This is a genomic window from Okeania hirsuta, assembly GCF_003838195.1.
Lineage (GTDB): Bacteria > Cyanobacteriota > Cyanobacteriia > Cyanobacteriales > Microcoleaceae > Okeania > Okeania hirsuta.
This window is the reverse complement of record NZ_RCBY01000057.1, coordinates 18,019-37,771: the sequence shown is the minus strand read 5'-3', so window position 1 is coordinate 37,771 and position 19,753 is coordinate 18,019. Positions and strand designations below refer to the sequence as shown.

20 protein-coding genes and 1 pseudogene are annotated in these 19,753 nt (G+C 36.3%); 12 read left to right on the top strand and 9 right to left on the bottom strand.

Annotated features, from left to right (window positions below):
- The first annotated feature begins 293 nt into the window (after positions 1–293).
- From D5R40_RS37695 to D5R40_RS12110, 8 genes are all read left to right on the top strand, one after another.
- On the top strand, positions 294–497 hold the full coding sequence (locus D5R40_RS37695) for a hypothetical protein (protein ID WP_205127638.1): 204 nt from the start codon (positions 294–296) through the stop codon (positions 495–497).
- 221 nt (positions 498–718) lie between these two features.
- Positions 719–991 carry a hypothetical protein gene (locus D5R40_RS37690; protein ID WP_205127492.1) on the top strand — a complete coding sequence of 91 codons (273 nt, stop codon included), beginning with the start codon at positions 719–721 and terminating at the stop codon, positions 989–991.
- A gap of 1,427 nt (positions 992–2,418) precedes the next feature.
- Complete coding sequence (locus tag D5R40_RS12135) at positions 2,419–2,799, top strand: C6orf136 family protein (RefSeq protein WP_124146679.1); 381 nt, start codon at positions 2,419–2,421, stop codon at positions 2,797–2,799.
- A gap of 331 nt (positions 2,800–3,130) precedes the next feature.
- Positions 3,131–3,310, top strand: coding sequence for a transposase (locus D5R40_RS41980; protein ID WP_124146670.1), 180 nt, complete (start codon positions 3,131–3,133; stop codon positions 3,308–3,310).
- Complete coding sequence (locus D5R40_RS12125) at positions 3,294–3,680, top strand: RNA-guided endonuclease TnpB family protein (protein ID WP_124146669.1); 387 nt, start codon at positions 3,294–3,296, stop codon at positions 3,678–3,680. Before D5R40_RS41980 ends, D5R40_RS12125 begins: the two co-directional genes overlap by 17 nt.
- 3 nt (positions 3,681–3,683) lie before the next feature.
- Positions 3,684–4,034, top strand: a complete 351-nt coding sequence (locus tag D5R40_RS41975; protein WP_124146678.1) for a transposase — start codon at positions 3,684–3,686, stop codon at positions 4,032–4,034.
- Positions 4,035–4,236: 202 nt separating this feature from the next.
- The gene (locus D5R40_RS12115; protein ID WP_124146668.1) at positions 4,237–5,424 is read left to right on the top strand and encodes a TRC40/GET3/ArsA family transport-energizing ATPase; all 1,188 of its coding nucleotides are present in this window, start codon (positions 4,237–4,239) and stop codon (positions 5,422–5,424) included.
- Between the two features lie 214 nt (positions 5,425–5,638).
- Complete coding sequence (locus tag D5R40_RS12110) at positions 5,639–6,193, top strand: DNA-binding protein (RefSeq protein WP_192901183.1); 555 nt, start codon at positions 5,639–5,641, stop codon at positions 6,191–6,193.
- Between the two features lie 94 nt (positions 6,194–6,287).
- Here D5R40_RS12110 and D5R40_RS12105 read toward each other — a convergent pair whose 3' ends face one another.
- The 8 genes from D5R40_RS12105 to D5R40_RS12075 all read right to left on the bottom strand — a co-directional run bounded on the left by D5R40_RS12105 (position 6,288) and on the right by D5R40_RS12075 (position 12,897).
- A complete protein-coding gene (locus D5R40_RS12105; RefSeq protein ID WP_124154696.1) occupies positions 6,288–7,130 on the bottom strand; it encodes a tetratricopeptide repeat protein in 843 nt (280 codons plus the stop codon).
- Positions 7,131–7,232, bottom strand: a complete 102-nt coding sequence (locus D5R40_RS42580; RefSeq protein WP_124145710.1) for a tetratricopeptide repeat protein — start codon at positions 7,230–7,232, stop codon at positions 7,131–7,133.
- Positions 7,233–7,334, bottom strand: a complete 102-nt coding sequence (locus D5R40_RS42575; RefSeq protein WP_124145710.1) for a tetratricopeptide repeat protein — start codon at positions 7,332–7,334, stop codon at positions 7,233–7,235.
- Entirely contained in the window at positions 7,335–8,201 is an 867-nt protein-coding gene (locus D5R40_RS12090) for a tetratricopeptide repeat protein (protein WP_124145676.1), read from the bottom strand.
- Between the two features lie 464 nt (positions 8,202–8,665).
- Positions 8,666–9,169, bottom strand: coding sequence for a hypothetical protein (locus D5R40_RS41970; protein ID WP_338043205.1), 504 nt, complete (start codon positions 9,167–9,169; stop codon positions 8,666–8,668).
- 33 nt (positions 9,170–9,202) lie between these two features.
- On the bottom strand, positions 9,203–10,018 hold the full coding sequence (locus tag D5R40_RS41965; RefSeq protein WP_338043206.1) for an ATP-binding protein: 816 nt from the start codon (positions 10,016–10,018) through the stop codon (positions 9,203–9,205).
- A 390-nt stretch (positions 10,019–10,408) separates the two neighbouring features.
- Complete coding sequence (gene dnaN, locus D5R40_RS12080) at positions 10,409–11,572, bottom strand: DNA polymerase III subunit beta (RefSeq protein WP_124145677.1); 1,164 nt, start codon at positions 11,570–11,572, stop codon at positions 10,409–10,411.
- 947 nt (positions 11,573–12,519) lie between these two features.
- Positions 12,520–12,897 (bottom strand): ISAs1 family transposase, encoded by a 378-nt coding sequence (locus tag D5R40_RS12075; protein WP_161564590.1) that lies wholly within the window; start codon positions 12,895–12,897, stop codon positions 12,520–12,522.
- A gap of 136 nt (positions 12,898–13,033) precedes the next feature.
- Between D5R40_RS12075 and D5R40_RS12070 the strand changes: the two are divergent.
- Positions 13,034–14,005: pseudogene (locus D5R40_RS12070) on the top strand (IS5 family transposase).
- A gap of 545 nt (positions 14,006–14,550) precedes the next feature.
- On the opposite strand, the gene dnaA reads toward D5R40_RS12070, so the two are convergent.
- Positions 14,551–15,918, bottom strand: coding sequence for a chromosomal replication initiator protein DnaA (dnaA, locus tag D5R40_RS12065; RefSeq protein WP_124145679.1), 1,368 nt, complete (start codon positions 15,916–15,918; stop codon positions 14,551–14,553).
- Positions 15,919–16,859: 941 nt separating this feature from the next.
- Between dnaA and D5R40_RS12060 the strand changes: the two genes are divergently transcribed.
- The 3 genes from D5R40_RS12060 to D5R40_RS12050 all read left to right on the top strand — a co-directional run bounded on the left by D5R40_RS12060 (position 16,860) and on the right by D5R40_RS12050 (position 19,748).
- On the top strand, positions 16,860–17,690 hold the full coding sequence (locus tag D5R40_RS12060; RefSeq protein ID WP_240039017.1) for an RNA-guided endonuclease InsQ/TnpB family protein: 831 nt from the start codon (positions 16,860–16,862) through the stop codon (positions 17,688–17,690).
- 161 nt (positions 17,691–17,851) lie between these two features.
- The gene (locus D5R40_RS12055; protein WP_124145681.1) at positions 17,852–18,835 is read left to right on the top strand and encodes an alpha-ketoacid dehydrogenase subunit beta; all 984 of its coding nucleotides are present in this window, start codon (positions 17,852–17,854) and stop codon (positions 18,833–18,835) included.
- 724 nt (positions 18,836–19,559) lie between these two features.
- A complete protein-coding gene (locus D5R40_RS12050) occupies positions 19,560–19,748 on the top strand; it encodes a hypothetical protein (RefSeq protein WP_124145682.1) in 189 nt (62 codons plus the stop codon).
- Positions 19,749–19,753: the final 5 nt, after the last annotated feature.

Here is a 19,753-nt window from a genome sequence, read left to right as displayed (position 1 = left end):
AGCCATCACTCACATTTTATGGTAGAAAAAGTCGATCCACTTACATAAATAGACCAACCAAATGCAATTTTCATTATTGTATGAGTCATATTTTCAACAATCCTGGAGTGATACTCAAGTCCAAACTTTAAAAATTTTAGTTTGGTGATTAACGGTACAGAAAACTGTCAAAATAGAAAGGCATTTCTGGTTGTTTTCCTTTACCAATCACATATGAAAGTTGTCGAAAACATATACAAAGATTTTTAACATTATTTTCTTTGAGCCTTCCATTGTTTTGGTTTCCGATGATCATGATGATTATTAGTCGAGAATTTGTTGATGGTAGTCAATTAATTTTAACTATAGATAGAAGACAATGGAAAAATCATCATATCTTCGTGATGGCCACTATCTACAAAAAAAGAGCATTACCTATTTACTGGCAAGTTTTGCTCCAAAAAGGCTCTACTAATTTAGCGGAGCAAAAGGCACTTATTAAATCAGTTTTACGGTGATTAAAAAAATATAAACTGGTGGTTATTGGACAGGGGGAATTTTGCTAACGCAAAGCTCCGCTAACACGATGTAGAGTTATGTCACTGGCTAAAAGTTAGAGATAGAACTCCAAAAATTAATTTGATCTTCCGACAAAAACAAGATACTACCTATAGAAAAACTCGTCAAAAATACCAGCCCCAATCGGAATTTACCTGTATCTCCAGGAACCAAAATATTTTTGAGTCACATTAATCTCACTGATTACAAAGGATTTGGAGGTTTTAATTTAGTTGCTTATTGGAAAAGAAAATATAAAAATAAGATGGAAAAAGAACCTTGGTATTTATTGACAAATATTGATAATTTAGATGAAGTTCTCAGAATTTATCCCTCTCGAATGAGCATTGAGGCTATGTTTAAAGATTGTCAAACAGGGGGATATAATCTAGAAGGTAGTCGAGCTAATACACAACGTCTGACCAATTTAACTTTACTTATCGAAGAGTGCTGATACAGCTTCATTTGATCAAGGTAAACTCATCAAAAAATCTGGGGATCAAAATTATATTTGTAGATTAACACAGCTGGGACGAAAAGATAGAAGACATAGCAATTTTTGGGTAGGAATGCAATTGTGAATTGTGGGTCATAGCTGGGGAATATTTAGTTGAACTTGTCACAGATATGATCAATTTTAATCGGATGAAAAAGTTGAATTATCAAAGGGGATGAAAAGCTCTGTCAATGTTAAATAATATTTAATAGACTTGTCGCTTTATAACTTAAAAATTCCCCAAAAACCTTGTTCTGTAAGGATTGTAGCTATACAAATTCTCTCACATTTTAACACTCACCTATAGCCTTTAAACCCCTATCTAACAATGTTTTTGAAGTGCTTGTCACCCCGTGAGCAAATTTTCCTCTGAATAGCGATTGCTATCTGAAGTATTCGGGTACTTCAGTTTAATGGGACTTACACAAAATAGAGTGATAAAATAAAATAGCTTCAAATATATACAGGTAGAGAGTTTTATTTCAAAAAGGTATAAATCCTTAACTAACAAGGGTTCCAGCTCTTTTTAGGGGGTTGACGTAATTCCCTTGCCTAGACTGACTCTTAGCCATTTTTCGACCATAAAATGTCTAAGTACCATTAACAAATTCATAGCTCAATTCAGCAACGCCAGATTTTTTTATTAAGTCTAAATACTTACTCAAACTTTCTGGCTTTTACATACTACATTTTGTAGTGAAAATGTGGGTTCAAAGATTGCTTGATTTAAAAGAACAAGGTATCTATAGCTATTTTAATGAAGTAATAGAAAATCGGATTGTCGAAGTAATTAAGCAGCAAAATTTAAAGGACAAACTTTAGAAGTAACCATGCAAACTTTAGAACGCTTTTATACAGAAGGTTTAATGGGAAAAATAGATATGAATTCAGAAGGTCGTGAAAAAACTTTGGCAGTTTGGCGTTATCAATTAGAGCGTTTATAGCCGGAAGTGGAACCATAAGTAAGAAGATGTTATACCATTTTCAAAAAATACTGTTACAGTGCTTTATTCTGTTGGTAGGAGTTTTGAGATTAATACTGTAGCGACCTTTTTTGAATTTGGTATTAAGTGTTAGGTTTTAGGTTGAATTGAGTCAAGTACTAAGTTTTATTATGTTATATCAAATCTATTTGTATACTTATCGAAAAACCTCCTGTGACAACTTGCTTCTAGCTTCTGATAGAGGAGCTAATGTGCTTCGCCGACGCGTGGTTGTACCGCTGTTCTCCGCGACAGTCTTCCCTTAGTGGCTCATTGGGAAATAAAGTCTAAATGCTGAAGCACTTACTGATAAGTTATAACTAATTCAATAACTCTAGTAAAAAACAAATCAAAAACTGAGAAAAAGTGTCTAATTTTACAGTAAAAAATTCAACTAAAAAAATGGATATTATTTCAATACTTAAACAAGATTATCAAAAATTTCCTGCCGATCAAACCTACATTATCTATGCAGAAAATGTTTACTTTAAAGACCCATTGAATAAATTTAGAGGGATTGAGCGTTATCAAAAAATGATCGGTTTTATGAAAAGTTGGTTTAACGATATTGAACTTGAATTACACGATATTAGTCAGTTAGGAGATTTAATTAAAACCCGTTGGACACTTAGTTGGACAGCTCCTTTGCCTTGGAAGCCTAGAATGGTAATACCAGGATGGAGTGAATTGAAACTAAATACGGATGGACTTATTAACAGTCATATTGACTATTGGGATATTTCTCGACTAGATGTTTTGAAGCAGCTTTTTCAAGTAAATTAATGGGTTCTGCATCAAGAAAGTGTGGGAATGATCATACAATTATTGTTCCTAAATACTTTCAATCATCATGGAATGTCCTTTGTATGGCCATCATCAAACTCGGGTATCATGGAAAGACCAGTAAAGGAAGTCAACAATAATTATTGTCCCAAATGTCAACAAACTTTTCCTGCGGAATGCTGGGCAAACAGTTAAACTTTCGACACTTTATACTATCGTAGACAAGTGCCTCCTGGGGAGGAGCTACCCATCAACCTGAACAAATGCGCATGGTTATACAGGCTGATTTTGAGGGCAGTAGTTTAAGAGGAATTAGTCGCACAGTGAATAAGTGCCTATCATACACGGCCAAATTAAAGATTCAAGGCTTGACTATACCCATAAACTAACAACCCAACTAATTAGAGAAAACCAAAGGATAGTAGTTGAGGATTTAGGAGTAAAAAACATGGTCAAGAATTACAACCCACCTCCATCTCCCTCCCGGGAGGGAGATGGAGGTGGGTTGTGATGCCAACTGGGGAGAGTTAGTCAGGCAATTAGAATACAAAGCTGAATGGTATGGCCGTACATTAATCAAAATTGACCGATATTTTCCTAGTTCTAAGCGTTATTCTAATTGTGGTCATGTAGTAGAAAAATTACCTCTAAATATTAGAGAGTGGGATTGCCCAAAATGTGCTAGTCACCATGACCGGGACATAAATGCAAGTATAAACATTTTGGCTGTGGGACTCGCAGTGTCTAGGGGAGCCGTCAGATTGGCGACGTACTGTGGAGCGACCGTAAGACCAGAAGGGAGTAAATCCCGGAGGGCGGGTGCTATCTTAGCGCAGCTCCTCTGTCAAGAGGCAATAGAAAGCCCTTACCAGCGATGTTAGGGAATCCCGCCCTGTCTCGTAGAGCAGCGTCGGTATGTATATGGGTTTGTAGAACTCCAAACTGGAAAAACTTATTGGTATTTAATACCACGAGTTAATACCAAGTGGTTAAATTTAGTATATGAAACTGTTGCTGTTGATGCGGGATTATCAGAAACAAAAAAAATCATCTTAGTAGAAGATAGAGCTGGGTGGCACAGAAGTCAGAAAGTTAAAGTCCCATTAGGGATAATTAGAGAATATTTACCTCCATATTCCCCTGAATTACAACCGGCAGAAAGATTATGGGCATTAGTAGATGAACCTCTGATAAATAGACATTTTGAAAGTATAGAAGAAATGGAAGAGATTTGAGTTCAAAGGTGTCGTACTTTATCAACAATGACAACAGAAATCAAAAAGTTAACCAACTATTCCTGGCTAAACTCTACTTAGATATACACCTTTTTTTTAACCCGGATTTGTATGATATGCGAGATTCCCCATATGCTGGAAAACTCAAAAACCCGTTAAAGTTAAAATATGTAAAAATTTTTCAGAAAAGGTTAAGTAATTAATGCGTGTAATATTAATGACAGGAAAAGGTGGGGTTGGGAAAACATCAGTGGCCGCCTCAACGGGATTACGTTGTGCGGAGTTAGGCCATAAAACTCTGGTTCTCAGCACCGATCCAGCTCACTCTCTAGCAGATAGCTTTGATATGGAAATGAGCCACGAACCTCGGAAGGTTAGGGAAAATCTTTGGGGTGCTGAGTTGGACGCTTTGATGGAACTGGAGGGAAACTGGGGAGCTGTAAAACGTTATATTACTCAGGTTTTGCAGGCGCGGGGTTTGGATGGTGTGCAAGCTGAGGAGTTGGCAATTTTGCCGGGAATGGATGAAATTTTTGGTCTGGTGCGGATGAAGCGTCACTATGATGAGGGCGAATATGATGTTTTAATTATTGATTCTGCTCCGACTGGTACTGCTTTGCGACTTTTGAGTTTGCCGGAAGTGGGAGGTTGGTATATGAGGAAGTTTTATAAGCCTTTGCAGGGAATGTCGGTAGCATTAAGACCTCTTTTTGAACCTATTTTTAAACCTATTACTGGTTTTTCTTTGCCTGATAAGGAAGTGATGGATGCTCCTTATGAATTTTATGAACAAATTGAGGCTTTGGAAAAGGTTTTAACTGATAATACAAAGACTTCTGTACGGTTAGTTACTAATCCTGAAAAGATGGTAATTAAAGAGTCTTTACGCGCTCATGCTTATTTAAGTTTGTACAATGTTTCTACAGATTTAGTAGTAGCTAATCGGATTATTCCTGATTCTGTGACTGACCCTTTCTTTAAAAAGTGGAAGGAAAATCAACAGCAATATCGGCAAGAAATTCACGATAATTTTAGACCTTTGCCAGTGAAAGAAGTACCTCTTTATTCTGAGGAGATGTGTGGTTTGGCTGCTTTGGAAAGATTGAAAGAAACTTTGTATGGAGATGAAGATCCTAGTCAGGTTTATTATAAGGAAAATACTGTTAAGGTAGTGCAAGAAAAGGGTAATTATAATTTGCAATTATATTTGCCTGGAATTCCTAAAGAGAAAATTCAATTGAATAAAACTGGCGATGAGTTGAATATTAGAATTGGTAATCATCGTCGGAATTTGGTTTTGCCTCAAGCTTTGGCAGCTTTGCAACCTGCGGGGGCAAAAATGGAGGATGATTATTTGAAGATTAGGTTTGCTGAGGCGGTAAAAGTTTAGGTTAGTTATTTTTTTGTGGGAGCAGGTTTTGATTTTTTTCTTTTGCTTAAAGCACAAAGATTAGATTTAAGTATGCTCCTACAAGAGAAAATTAAAAGTTAGTCTTCGATAAACTTGAACCATCAGCCATTTTTATGTATTATTACCTCACAGACTAAAAAATTATTTTTTTTGATATTAAATTAAAAACTCTTACGAAATAGTTTTGATAAATATGGAAATAGGTACAACAGAAGCAGCATTTTTACTTAATATTTCCACTGCTAGACTCCGGGTACTACTAAAAGAAGGCAGAGTTATAGGTGCTCGTAAGGTTAAAAGGTTTTGGATGATTCCAGTTAATGGTCGCGGGATGCCAGAAATTACACCAGGTCGTCGCGGTCCAGAAGGTACTTGGAACAAGAATCAACGTACAGGCAATACCTTTATTCATGTTTTACGAAAGACTATTGACTATAACCGAGACAATAAAACTTCTCATCCAGCAGTTGCTGTGAAAGTAGGAGGTAAGAAAGATTATTGTCACGCTCTCAAAATTGATGGACCTTGCCAAATCGTTTATCAGCCACATCAACCGAACGACAGTCAAGCAGGCGGAGCTCGGCTGTGGATTGAGGTGGAACCACAACATATTGTAGAGCGAATCTACTTCTCGAATGGAGATTATGGTCCGCCCCCGGAAGTGACTGAGCAGAGAGAAAAGCTTAAAAGAAATAGGAAAAGTCAAAAGTCTTCCCAGAAGAAGCATTCGAGAAAATCGAAATTTTAAGTTATTTACCCTCGACAGCTAAAAAAATATCTACAACAGCATGAAGTGCGGAATGTCGGTTGAAAGAAAGGGAAAAATAATTTTTCTCTACTCCCTACTCCTTGCTCTCTGATAGTAAGACTTTTATCTGAGGATTTTCTAATAATTTTGCTGCATCTGCTAATAGTTTTTCGCCCCAAAGTTCTTTTTTGAGACGCTGTAAGTTTCCCCAACTTTTGTCTAATTTTAATGCTGCTTCAGCTATTGTTAAACTTTCAGAAATTTTGCCTTTGTTGTAGAGGGCAACTCCTATTGCTAATTTAGGTTCTACAAATTGGTTATTAATTTCAATTACTGCTTGCCAATGTTCTATTGCTTCATCTATTTTTCCTATTTCATATTTAACTAAGCCAAGATTATTAATCGAAGCTTCATAGTCTGGTTTAATTTCTAGAGATTTTTCCAAAGCAGCGATCGCCTCTTCATATCTTTCTAAAGCTGACAGAGCAATGCCTTTATTGCCCCAAGCTTCGTTTTTGTCTGGTTTAATTTCTAGAGCCTTATCAAAAGCATAAATACCCTGTTCATACCTGCCTAGATATAACATACAATTACCCTTACTATTCCAAGCCTCGTAAAAATCTGGTTTAATTTTTAGAGCCTTATCAAAAGCATAAATACCCTGTTCATACCTGCCTAGATATAACATACAATTACCCTTACTATTCCAAGCCTCGTAAAAATCTGGTTTAATTTTTAGAGCCTTATCAAAAGCATAAATACCCTGTTCATACCTGCCTAGATATAACATACAATTACCCTTACTATTCCAAGCCTCGTAAAAATCTGGTTTAATTTCTAGAGCTTTATCATAAGCATAAATTGCCTTTTCATATCTTCCTAAAATTAACAGACAAACGCCTTTATTTACCCAAGATTCCTGATATTCTGGTTTAATTTATAGAACTTTATCATAAGCATAAATCGCTTCTTCATATCTTCCTAAAATTAACAGACAAACGCCTTTATTTACCCAAGATTCCTGATATTCTGGTTTAATTTATAGAACTTTATCATAAGCATAAATCGCTTCTTCATATCTTCCTAAAATTAACAGACAAACGCCTTTATTTACCCAAGATTCCTGATATTCTGGTTTAATTTATAGAACTTTATCATAAGCATAAATCGCTTCTTCATATTTGCCTAAAGTATATAGAGTAACGCCTTTATTGTGCCAAGCTTCATATTGCTTTGGTTGAATTTTTATAGTCTTATCATAAGCAGCGATCGCCTCTTCATATTTACTTTCTGTTCCTAGAATCAACCCCTGTTGAACTAATAGCTTTTCTTTATCTTCATCAGTATTATTTTCATCTTCGATTAAATTGTGAATATCTAAAAATTTTTGTCTTCTTTCTTCACAAGTTAAACTCTTATATTTATGATAATCTCCTTCCTCAATAATTCGAGATGATTCTTGAGCTACTAACTCCGGGTCAGACTTAAATTCAAATGTATTAGAACGCCAATCAAAAAAGTCTGGGCAACGATGAATAAAATATTTTAAAGCATACACAGGTACGATAAAAACAAAGCAAATTTTAAAGTCATCTCTGAATTTTTCTCGATGTTGATTCAGGTGACTTAAAATTGGAGGAACACCTTTTTTACTATAACTATATCTCTCATTACTACTCCAACCATTTTTCAGTTTATTCAACTCATATTCATACAGGGAATTTTCCAAACCAGTCACAAATAAAATATTAATATCCTGTCTATTTGGCAAACCAGCAACCAGATTATATAAATTATTTGTTGGTTCATTTAACCGCAAAACTTCGATTTTTTTCTGGGGAACATCTTCCTTAATTTTCTCAATTAATTTGGTTCCTTCTGCGGGAGAACATTCTACAAACAACAATCTAAAACCAGACGTTCTTTTGAGAGACCTAACTATAGCTTTATATTCTGTTTCTGGGTCTTTCAATAAATTCTCATCCCAGTCTATTAAATCTTGGTTCATAGCTTTTGAGATACTCACACGGATTATGCCACGAATATACTGATTAATTTGTTAGTCTTATTTTGAGCGATCGCTTGCTTCATTTTCACCTCCCACGTTATAGTGCTTCAGGAAATGAATCAATTATTGCTCTATAAGCAATAGTAGAGAAAATTCCATATTCACCTCTCCAGTTATGGTGCTTCACAAAATGAATCAATTATTGCTCTATACGTAATAGTAGAGAAATCCCATATTCACCTCTCCAGTTATGGTGCTTCACAAAATGAATCAATTATTGCTCTATACGTAATAGTAGAGAAATCCCATATTCACCTCTCCAGTTATGGTGCTTCACAAAATGAAACTATTATTGCCCTATACGCAATAGTAGAAAAAATTCCATATTCATCTCTCAAGTCATGGTGCTTCAGAAAATGAAACTATTATTGCCCTATACGCAATAGTAGAAAAAATTCCATATACTACTGAACTTTCTGAGTAATACTTTCAACAGCTTTCTTAAACTCAGGAGTTCCCTTAATCAACGGATGAACATCATACCAACGTCGCTTTTTTCCCTCATCATCATAATAACAATATTCCAAAATACAGCGATTAAACATTAAACTGCGGTAATTATCATCATTAGGTACTTCCCTAGAAAATGCCACTTCAGCTAACCTTATCCATTGATTATCATCCACAGTTTTCCGATAAATATCTCTAGCATCTGTTATTGACCTGCGGATAGCATTTCTCGGAATTGGTAAATCATCTGTATAATCAAAAGCTGACTGAATTAATAATAGTAAATTCCGTACATGACCACCACTCATTATACAAAGTTGATTCAAAGTTTCTTCACTATCAAATAGGTCAATTTCTAGGGAAAGATTAGGAGCAAATCTTTCCTCTCGCTTGATAATTAACTCTTTAATTTTATTAAATCCTGGTTCGTATTTACTTCCATCAGGTTTCTGTACCATAATCATCGGTAAAACCTGGGGATATGTATAAAATTATCTCAAATCTGCTGCTCTATGGGAGTAGACCATAGAAATAGGAACTGTATAAATAATGTGACAGTTTAATGCTTTTAATTGTTCGGAGCGGTCTATAAAAATATGGTCGTGGTTAGTCCGTTTATCCTCTTGAATAACTGGCACTATTTGGTCTAGGTTATCAACTATTACTGCTAATTCTGTACAACCATTGGGTAAATTTTTCTTAGCATCATTAATAAATTCATTCAAAACTTTAATTAGAGTAACAGTGTGAGGATAAATTTTCTGCCGAATTTCCTGACGGAGAGTTGGTACTGCTCTTAAATTTGCCGTTATTTTAGCAAAAGCAGATATTGTTACATCAACATTTACCTTCTCAAAATCAATTTCTGTCAGAGCTAAATCCTTCAATTCCTGCCAACGATCTTTTAACCAATTAACTACAGAATTAGGTTCAGCAGCATCTTTTAAATCTTGCAATAAATGACGAGTACAAGCCAGTAAAATATCTGTATATTCCGCATCCTCCGCATCAATATCTTGTTCGTCCGCAGCAAAATAAACCACAAATATTTTCTGTGATTCTAGATATTGTTTAAGTCTGAGTAATTCAGTCGATTTTCCTGCCCCACGATGACCAGCATAAAGTTGACAAGTCATCCTATTTGAACGCTTAATTTTTCTGCCTAAATCTACTAAAACATCTCCATCTCCTCGGACTTTTTTACAGTCAACATAAAGAGGGTCTCCTGCTGGTAATGGTTGAAATGGATCGAAGGAGTTGTAGAGATTTGTTAGAAGTTCTTCTATGTCTATTTTTTGATTAGCCATAATAAGTCTATTAAGTAGTTGTTTAATTAATTGATAATGGATAATGAATAATTGATAATTACCTCATCCAAGCCCCCTAAATACCCCAATTTTCGGGACTTTTAGAAGCAAATTGACTCTTATTCCCCCCAAAGTTGGGGGGCTAGGGGGGCAAAATTCAGTTATCAGTTATCAGTTATCAGTTATCAGTTATCAGTCAAATAATTTTTGAAGGAAGTTTAGGGGAAAATTCCTAGCAAAAGTTTCCAACTAATCTGCATTAGAGGTTGCTTGAGAAATTTGCTACATCCAAGCCCCCTAAATCCCCCAATTTTGGGGGACTTTTAGAAGCAAATTGACTCTTATTCCCCCCAAAGTTGGGGGGCTAGGGGGGCAAAATTCAGTTAACAGCTAATTTCTCAACTGAACAGGCATAATTAAATAAGTCATTTTCACCCCACCCAATGGATTTAAAACCACCGGACTTGTAGCAGTATTTAACTGAATTGAAATTTCTGAAGCTGAAGGAATAGCCTTTAACCCTTCAATCAAATATTTCACATTAAAAGCAATTTCTTCCGGTTCATCAGCAGAAATTTGTGCTGCCATAGACTCTCTACCACTACCAACATCTTGAGCATCTACAGATAAAGAAATCTCCTGATTAACACTATCAATAGAACACTTCAAAATATTATTCTTTTGGTCAGCCAAAACAGCAATTCTTTCCACCGCTCCTAAAAATTCTTTCCTATTAACATTAATTTGATTAGTAAACTTATCAGGTAATAATTGTCCGTAAGCTGGATATTGACCCTCCAATTTTCTACTCGTTAAACATTGTTCTCCTAGCTCAAAAATTACCTGACCTTCATCAAATCTCAAGGCAACAGCTTCAGATGATTGACGCATTCCAATCATTCGTTCAACCTCTCGTAAAGCTTTTGCAGGAATTGTTACTTCAAACTCTTCAATTTCTTCAATCTCTTCTACTTCTGACTCACCCTCTGGTGCCACACTTTCAGTCTTAACAATTGCTAATCTATGACCATCAGTTGCTGCAAATTCTAAACCATCTTTTTGTACTTTTAAATGTACTCCTGTTAACACTTGTTTTGTTTCATCAGGACTTGTGGCAAATAAAGTTCCTCTCAAACCATTAATCAAAGCTTCCGGTGGTAAATTGACAACCTCCCCACCTTCCACATCTGGTAATTCCGGATATTCCTCTCCTCCCATACCTCTAACTTGATAACGACCAGATGTAGAAGTAAGAGTGGCGATCGCTTCCCCTTCATCATCATCAATGGTAATATTACCATCTGGTAATCTGGAGACAATATCATTAAATAATTTGGCCGGTAAAGTAAAACTCCCACCTGTTTCTACAACTGCCGGAAAATTTGAACGAATACCTAAACTTAAGTCAAACCCTGTTAATTCTAAGCGTTGATTTTCTACATCTGCTATTAATAAAACATTTGCCAATACTGGGTGGTTAGGGCGAGAAGGAACTGCACGACTGACCAGAGAAAGATTACTATTTAAGTCACTTTGAGTACAAGTTAATTTCATTGGAGTTTACTATTATTACTGGAACTAGAAGCTTTAAAAAAAATTTACCAATAATTTGGGTTTAAAGCTGCACCCTAGAAGGATAGCTTTTTATAGTCAGTGTAATAAGGTCTGAAGAACAATTGTTAAGCGAATTGTTACAGAAAAATCTGATGAGGAGACTTGACGAAAGAGGAAATTTTCACATGAGTGTGAAAATCCCCGCACCTTCAGGTGCGGGGAGGATGTCAACAGGGACTTAAATTCTAAAATTCTTAGGTTAAGTAATGTAGACTTCTAACTTAACATTCTGCCGACGTTGTGCTTAAGCGACAACGCGGGATTCCCTAAAATCACTCATAGAGACCTTCTGCTGCCTCTTGACAGAGGAGCTGCGCTAACATAGCACCTGCCTCCAAGATCGAAGCTCTTTTTGGCCTTACGGTCGCTCCACAGACTGAAACTGCTACCCCAGCAGCTTTATTCTTTTGAGAATAGCACATTATTTTAAGAACCGCATGGGTTGATTGGTTTTCCTCCCGACGCTCCCCTGCCAGGAGGGCAGGGCTGTTTCATTCTCACTCTAGGTGTAGACTTATAGAGTCATGAGCAGACTTTACCCCAAGTTTGGCCTAATATTAGCTTAACTGGCCATTTTTTGTGATGCAAAGCAGTGCGATCGCGTCGCGGTGTGTAGTACTATCGCCACCAACCAATGTCAAACTAACCCAGAAATTGCCCTCTGCTGTGTGATCGCAACTTCATATTAATTCAGATCAAAAAATCGATTTAATACCACACTTAAGTACAAACAGAAAGTATATATTTGAGATGATTACTCAAGTACGCGCTTCGCTGCTTTAATTCCAGCAAAACCATGTATCCTTAGTAGAGTTAACACCCAAGTTTTCGCTCATCGACAAATTGATGGCAGAAAAGCCTGATTTTTGAGGACTGAAATCTTCTTCTCAAATTACATCCTTTACCCAATTTAGTTGATTTTCAATTAACCAATGTCCTCGAATCCCAGACCCTAGACTAGCAGATAACCCTGAGAGAGAGCAAAGGTAATAACTGATACTTTCTACTGATTTTGACCCACGATTACCACTGGGTTTGACTCTGATTACACAACCTGCATCTTGCCATAAATCATCAAGATTATTCGGTATATGAAAAACCTCTACTTCTGTTATGGTCTTGCGATTTCTAGTTTTTTCGTCATTTATATACCTTTTAACGGTTTTGCTTGATTTAACTTGCTGTTCTATTTGTGCATATAATAATGGTTGATTCCTTTTAACTTTGACTAAATAATCATTTTGAGTTTCGATAATTCCCGCCACGGTTTTTTTTGGCAGTGTAAAGCATCAAGGGTAAAAACTACTCCTTTTAAGGGCTTTGTTGCACAAAAAACAAAAAAGAGGAATTAGGGTAAAAATACCTGTAAGTGGCACAAAAAACCAAAATCCTAATCCAGAGATGAGTAAGTCTAAACCAAAGTCTAAGTCCAAGTCTCGTTATAGAGTAAGCAATTGGTCTGAATATGATGCTTCTTTGAAACAAAGGGGGAATCTGACATTTTGGCGAGCGTGATTAAGTCATAGAGCAGTGGCTAAACCAAGAAAAAACTGGATGTCGGGGGGCATCTAACACCTACAGTAACGTCGCTATTGAATTAATGGCCACCCTGGCTACTCTATTTAACTTGGCAGGACGACAAACCGAGGGATTGTTGGAATCTATATTTACCTTAATGGAATTAGAGCTACCAGTACCAGATCACAGTATCTTGTCCCGTCGCCTGAGTAAATTGAATATTGAAATACCAGTAGTCCCACCCCGTCGCCCAAGAGGCCATGCATCTAGTCGTAGACTCTACAGGGGTAAAAGTGTATGGAGAGGGAGAATTGAAAACAAGAGTTCATGGTATAAGCAAACGTCGGACATGGCGTAAATTGCATCTGGGCGTCAATGAAGCAACTGGAGAGATTGTTAGTGCCGTGGTCACAACTAACAATAGTTAGTGACGATCAAGTATTTTCCGACTGATTGGAGGGAGTAGAAGGTGAGATTAGGCAAGTCTTTGGTGATGGAGCCTATGATCAATGCAAGTGTTACCTTGAGGCCAGTAACAGGGGAGCAAAACCAACCATACCACCCCGTAAAAATGCAATCATCTGGCATCATGGCAACTGTAAGGCTCCAGCTCATCCCAGGGACTCCAATCTTAGAGAGATTCGTAGAGTGGGACGTAAAAAATGGAAACGTGAGAGTGGATACCATCGGTGCTCCTTATCTGAGACAACAATGTTGAGGCTCAAAGTGATATTTGGAGGCAAGTTGCGACAACGAAAATTTGATACTCAAGCAGTGGAGTTGTTCATACAATGGTCTATACTTAATCGTATGATACAGAACTGTAAGCCAGAAAGCTATAAAGTAGAATTCTAATTAATTTCTCTCGCAGGGGAGTGTTGCGATCGCAACAAAGCCGCAACAAAGCCGTAATAAAATCTCAAGTTAATATCTGTGGAAAATGTGGAAAACCCAAAAAATCCCTATTATATCGATGATTTCATCAATAAATACCCTGTGGAAAACCTGTGGAAAACTTAATTTTTGTTCTCCTGTATTATGTTATTCATACAATCTATGAACTCAGAAACTTGAAAATATTGAAACCCACATTCCGCACGACAAAATGTAGTACATAAACAGGGGGGACTTGAGTAAGTATTTAGACTCAAGAAAAAAAACCTCAAACTGTAATTCTAGACAAGAGGTGAAGATCAAAAAAGAGGAGAAAATGTCAATAGAAGTAAGTAACTTAGACCATCTAGGGAAAGTATTATATCAGTTTAAAAAAATACTGCTCCATTAATTTTTTTAAGTAGTTAAGAAAAACCTTGATTCCAGTATAAATAGAAAATCATTTTTCCCAATCCCTGAGTACTAACTCCCGATTCATTTTTTTACATTCACATTAGAAACAATCTTTAATGACGACTAGAAAAATTAATCCGATCGCTCAACTGCCTGAGAGTTTGGCCTAAGTTTAAATCATTCTTTTGTAGCTGGGCAATCTTATCGCAACTATATATAACAGTTGTATGGTCCTTTCCACCAAAAAACTCCCCAATTTTTGGCAGACTTAAATCAGTATGTTGTCGCATCAAAAACATTCCAACTTGTCTGGCCAAAGTAATTTCTCGTTTTCTAGAACTTCCTTTTAAATCTTCTATAGACACATTAAAAACTTCTGAAACAGCCTTAATAACTGCTTCTGGAGATGCCTCTAATTTTTCATTTTGTGGATTTAAAATAGGTGCGACATTCTCTACAGTCATCGGCAAACCTGAAATAGAAATATAAGTAACAACCCTAGTCAAAGCACCTTCCAACTCCCGAATATTTGAAGGATATCTAGAGGCGATATACTCTATTACATCCCTAGGCAAAATCATATTTTCATACTCAGATTTTTTCAGTAAAATTGCCATCCTAGTTTCCAGGTCTGGAGCTTGAATATCAGCAATTAATCCCATAGAAAACCGAGAGCAAAGACGTTCTTGTAAACTAGGAATTTGATTAGGAGGTCTATCGGAAGCCAATACTACTTGTTTGCCAGCTTCATGCAAAGTATTAAAAGTATGAAAAAACTCTTCTTGGGTATATTCTTTGCCCTCAATAAATTGAATATCATCTACTAACAAAACATCGGCAGTTCGATAATGTTCTCTAAAACTTTGGAGGCTATCTTTACGAATAGCAGCAATTAAATCATTAGTAAACTTTTCCGTAGAAACATAAAATATTTGAGAATCAGAAAAAATATCCAAACGATAATGACCTATAGCTTGCATTAAATGAGTTTTTCCTAAACCTACTCCACCACATAAAAATAAAGGATTAAACTCTCTTCCTGGAGATTCTGCTACTGCTAAAGAAGCTGCATGAGCCATACGATTATTCGGACCCACAACAAACCTAGAAAACATATATTTCGGATTTAGATTTGCTGGTTTAGGCTTTTGATTAGATAAACTTTCTGAAAGATCGGCAACCTTATTTTCAGACCATATAAGTTCTGAATTATCTTTACCCACACTTTCTCCCACTGTCGTAGTTAGGTAAATTTCTACAGGATGACCGAGAATATCATGTACAACATCAGCAATAGTTTTTACATAGTATTTCTGTAACCAATTTCGAGCAAAAGGGTTAGGTGTACAAATTACCAAACAATTATTTTCTAGTTGTTGGGCATTGGCTGTTTTAATCCATGTTTCAAAAGTAGGTCGGCTTAATTGTAATTGCAATCTTTCTAAAACTTGGTTCCACAAATTATCAAGAGAAATTTCCACTGCTAAGCTCTTTTTATATGAATACAAATAAAAATTAATTAAATATTTAAAGAAGGTCGTAGATTGTAGGTCGTAGTTCGTAGGTGGTGAAAAAAGCTTACCGTGCTACTAAAACCCACATTCCGCACCACAAAATGTAGCAACCGAAGAAGGAGTCAGGAGACAGGAGACAGGAGACAGAATTTTAGAAGAAAATTATAGCTGCCGTGATTGAGTCATCATCAGAGCAAGTATTTATGCGTAAATTTTTTACTAGGAATTTGATCAACGAAAAAAGTATTGAGATGATTTGCATAGTATAGATGATTTGCATAGTATAAATACTTACCAAGCTACAGATTCATATACTACTTTTAATGATACGCTCTTGAAGTGCGGAATGTGGGCTAAAACCTAACACCTTCTGATTAACCCTAACTAAAGTTGTAGACAATGCGCGTGAGTTGTGGGGTTAATAACCCAATTTTTAACTGCGGTGTGCTACACCTACAAGCTACTACCTACAAGCAGAAAGAAGGGTAGGGAGGATAAATTAGTAAATCAAAATTTGGGACTGAGAATGATCAAATAAGTTAGTTAATGAAGTATAGGAATGAGAATAAATTAAAACCGGATCAAATTAATATAGTAAAATTAGCAATTAAAGCTGCTCAGACAATCCAGTAAAAGGTTAATATTAGCATCTAACTAACTCAAAAACCCGACATTGAAAGTGGGCTTACTTGCTAGAGGAGAATTTGATCGACAAAGCTCTATCGGAAATATTGAAAGAGGACTCCTGCTATAATCGCGAGATTTAGCGGTGAGACGAGGCGTAGAAACTGCCTGGGTTTCCCACGCAGACAGCCCCTAATGAATTTCAATCCACAAATTAGAGCCGAGGGCTAATCAATCCAGTCTCAGTTATGATATAGTTATTAACGTTTAATTTTCAACCTTTGATGACTTTAACTTACCAGTACAAACTTAAGCCAACTAGACAGCAAGAAATAGATATTAATCATATTCTTGATGTTTGTAAGAGTGTGTACAATTACGCTTTGAGAGAGCGTAAAGACTGGTGTGTTTCAAGAAAGTCACCAATCAGTAGTTGCTCCATCCTAACTGAATATATTATACCTGCTAATGCCCCTTATCCTAACTATCATAATCAGGCTAAAAGCCTAACAATAGCTAAGAAGACTAATCCTAAATTAAAGTCACTTAATGCTCAAGTTTTACAGCAAACTCTGAAGACTTTAGAACGGGGATTTTCTCAGATGAAAAGTTTAGGTAAAGGCTTCCCTAGATTCAAGAAAAGGATGAGAAGCTTTGTTTTTCCTGCTATGCTGAAAAATTGTTTAGGTTGCAGTAGATTCAACTTACCTCAACTGGGGTGGATTAAATTAAGGCAAAGCAGACCTTACCCTGAAGGAATGGAAGCTAAACAAGCTAGAATAGTCAAAAAAACTAGTGGTTATTATTTGATGATTACTTTTGCTTCATCAGAGTCAGTACCAGATAATCCAGTAGGCAATAAGTATTACGCAAAAGTTGATAAAAATTACACATCTCAAGAATGTCCTAAGTGTGGGCAGATTGAAAAGAAAAAACTCTCTGATAGAAAACATATTTGTAGCAGTTGCGGAGATCAAACTAATTGTGATGTAGCTGCTGCAAAAGTAATCAGAAACAGAGGATTAATAGCCGTGGGGCACACGGTTGAAGAAAAAGCTTGTGGAGATGGTCTGACGGGGTTGCAATTCAACTTGTTTGATTTGTTATCTAGTTAAGAATCTGTGATACAAGAATCTCCCGTTATAATCGCACTTATTTACGGTGAGAGTGTCAAGCTGTGTCCTAACCAATTAGGTCAAGTCAATGAGAAGCCCATTTCTGATTGTGAGATTAGTGTGGGAACTGTTAGCTAACATTCATATAATCAAACCCTTAGATGGCACAAACTTTATTATTTAATGCTCTCCGTGCAGCCATTGATGAAGAAATGACCCGTGACCAGACTGTATATGTTCTTGGTGAAGATGTGGGTCAATATGGAGGCTCGTACAAAGTTACCAAAGACCTTTATGCAAAATATGGGGAACTGCGTGTCCTTGATACTCCCATTGCAGAAAATAGCTTCACAGGAATGGCCATAGGTTCAGCTTTGACTGGGTTAAGACCCATTATTGAAGGCATGAATATGGGCTTTTTACTATTAGCCTTCAACCAAATTTCTAATAATGCTGGAATGTTGCGCTATACCTCTGGTGGTAACTTCAAAATACCATTAGTTATTCGTGGCCCTGGTGGTGTAGGTCGCCAGTTAGGTGCAGAGCATTCCCAAAGATTAGAAGCATACTTTCAAGCTGTTCCTGGTCTGAAAATAGTAGCTTGCTCAACCCCCTACAATGCTAAAGGTTTACTCAAAGCAGCTATCCGTGATGATAATCCGGTCTTATTTTTTGAGCACGTCCTCCTTTACAATCTGAAGGAAGACTTGCCAGAAGAGGAATATTTGTTACCTATAGACAAAGCGGAAGTGGTACGGACAGGAAAAGATGTAACTATTTTGACCTACTCTCGGATGCGTCACCACGTCACCCAAGCAGTAAAAAGTTTGGAAAAACAGGGTTATGACCCAGAGGTAATAGACTTAATATCCCTCAAACCTCTAGATTTTGAAACTATTGGTGCTTCTATTCGGAAAACTCACCGGGTAATTATTGTCGAAGAGTGTATGAAAACAGGTGGTATTGGTGCTGAGTTAATTGCCTCAATTAATGAGAGGTTATTTGATGAACTAGATGCACCAGTTCTACGTTTATCTTCACAAGATATTCCGACACCTTATAATGGTACGCTAGAAAGATTGACAATTGTACAACCAGAGCAGATTGTTGAAGCAGTACAAAAAATGGTGGCAATGCAAGTTTAAGTTGAAGTAATAAGCAAGAAAACTGATGAACTTTTTTGACTTAAATTAACTATAAGGTGAAATTGCTGCAAATCTTAGTTCTACTTCTGCCTTTAATTAGTTGTCAATTTTTTGTTGTGGATATGGATATAGATGTTCCTCTAGGAGCATCTGTATCTAAATTATCTTGTCTATTTAAAGATAGTAATTAGTTAGTAGGAAAAGTACTCAGGAGTCAGTTTTTTATTTTTCTTGATATTGCCCTGTTTCAAGATTGCTTAATTCTCTATTCTGTAATTAATGAAAATGAAAAATTATATAATTAATATCTATTTCAAGCTAAGATAAATTTCTGGAAAAATTGATTTCTCAGTATTAATATTATAGGTAAAAAATAATTGACCTATATTGAAATTGAATTGACTTGATAAATATTTGTTCAGAACCATCGGATATTGATATTTTGTCAATAAAAGCTTTCTAAAAAAGCTCAGTATACAGAAAAGTAAAATATTACAACTTTGTCCTAGTGGAGACGCTGCGCAAACGTCGAAGAGTCAGAAGTCAGAAGTTAGAACTTAGAAGTTAGGAGATTTTGTTTGCTTTGGTCTGAGGAGTAGGCTCCTGGCCTTAAGCCTTATGGGGTCTAATTTCCCACTCTCATCTGCCCTATCTACAAGCTAATTGGTGTCTCCTGAGTTCTGCTTTAAATCATCTAGATATACTGGTTTTAGTTAATTAAATTATGCGCAGACAAAATTCATATATAGCCTTAGTTCTAGTTCTAGTCACAGCATCAGTAACAGTATTAACTCAGATTCTAATTCGTTTTCTAATTCGTTTGGGATTAGACCTCACAGGTGGAGGGACTAGCAATAGAATATCAACTGCAAAGACACCTATTAGCAAAGCAAGAGCTATTGAGAAACAGTGAAGATG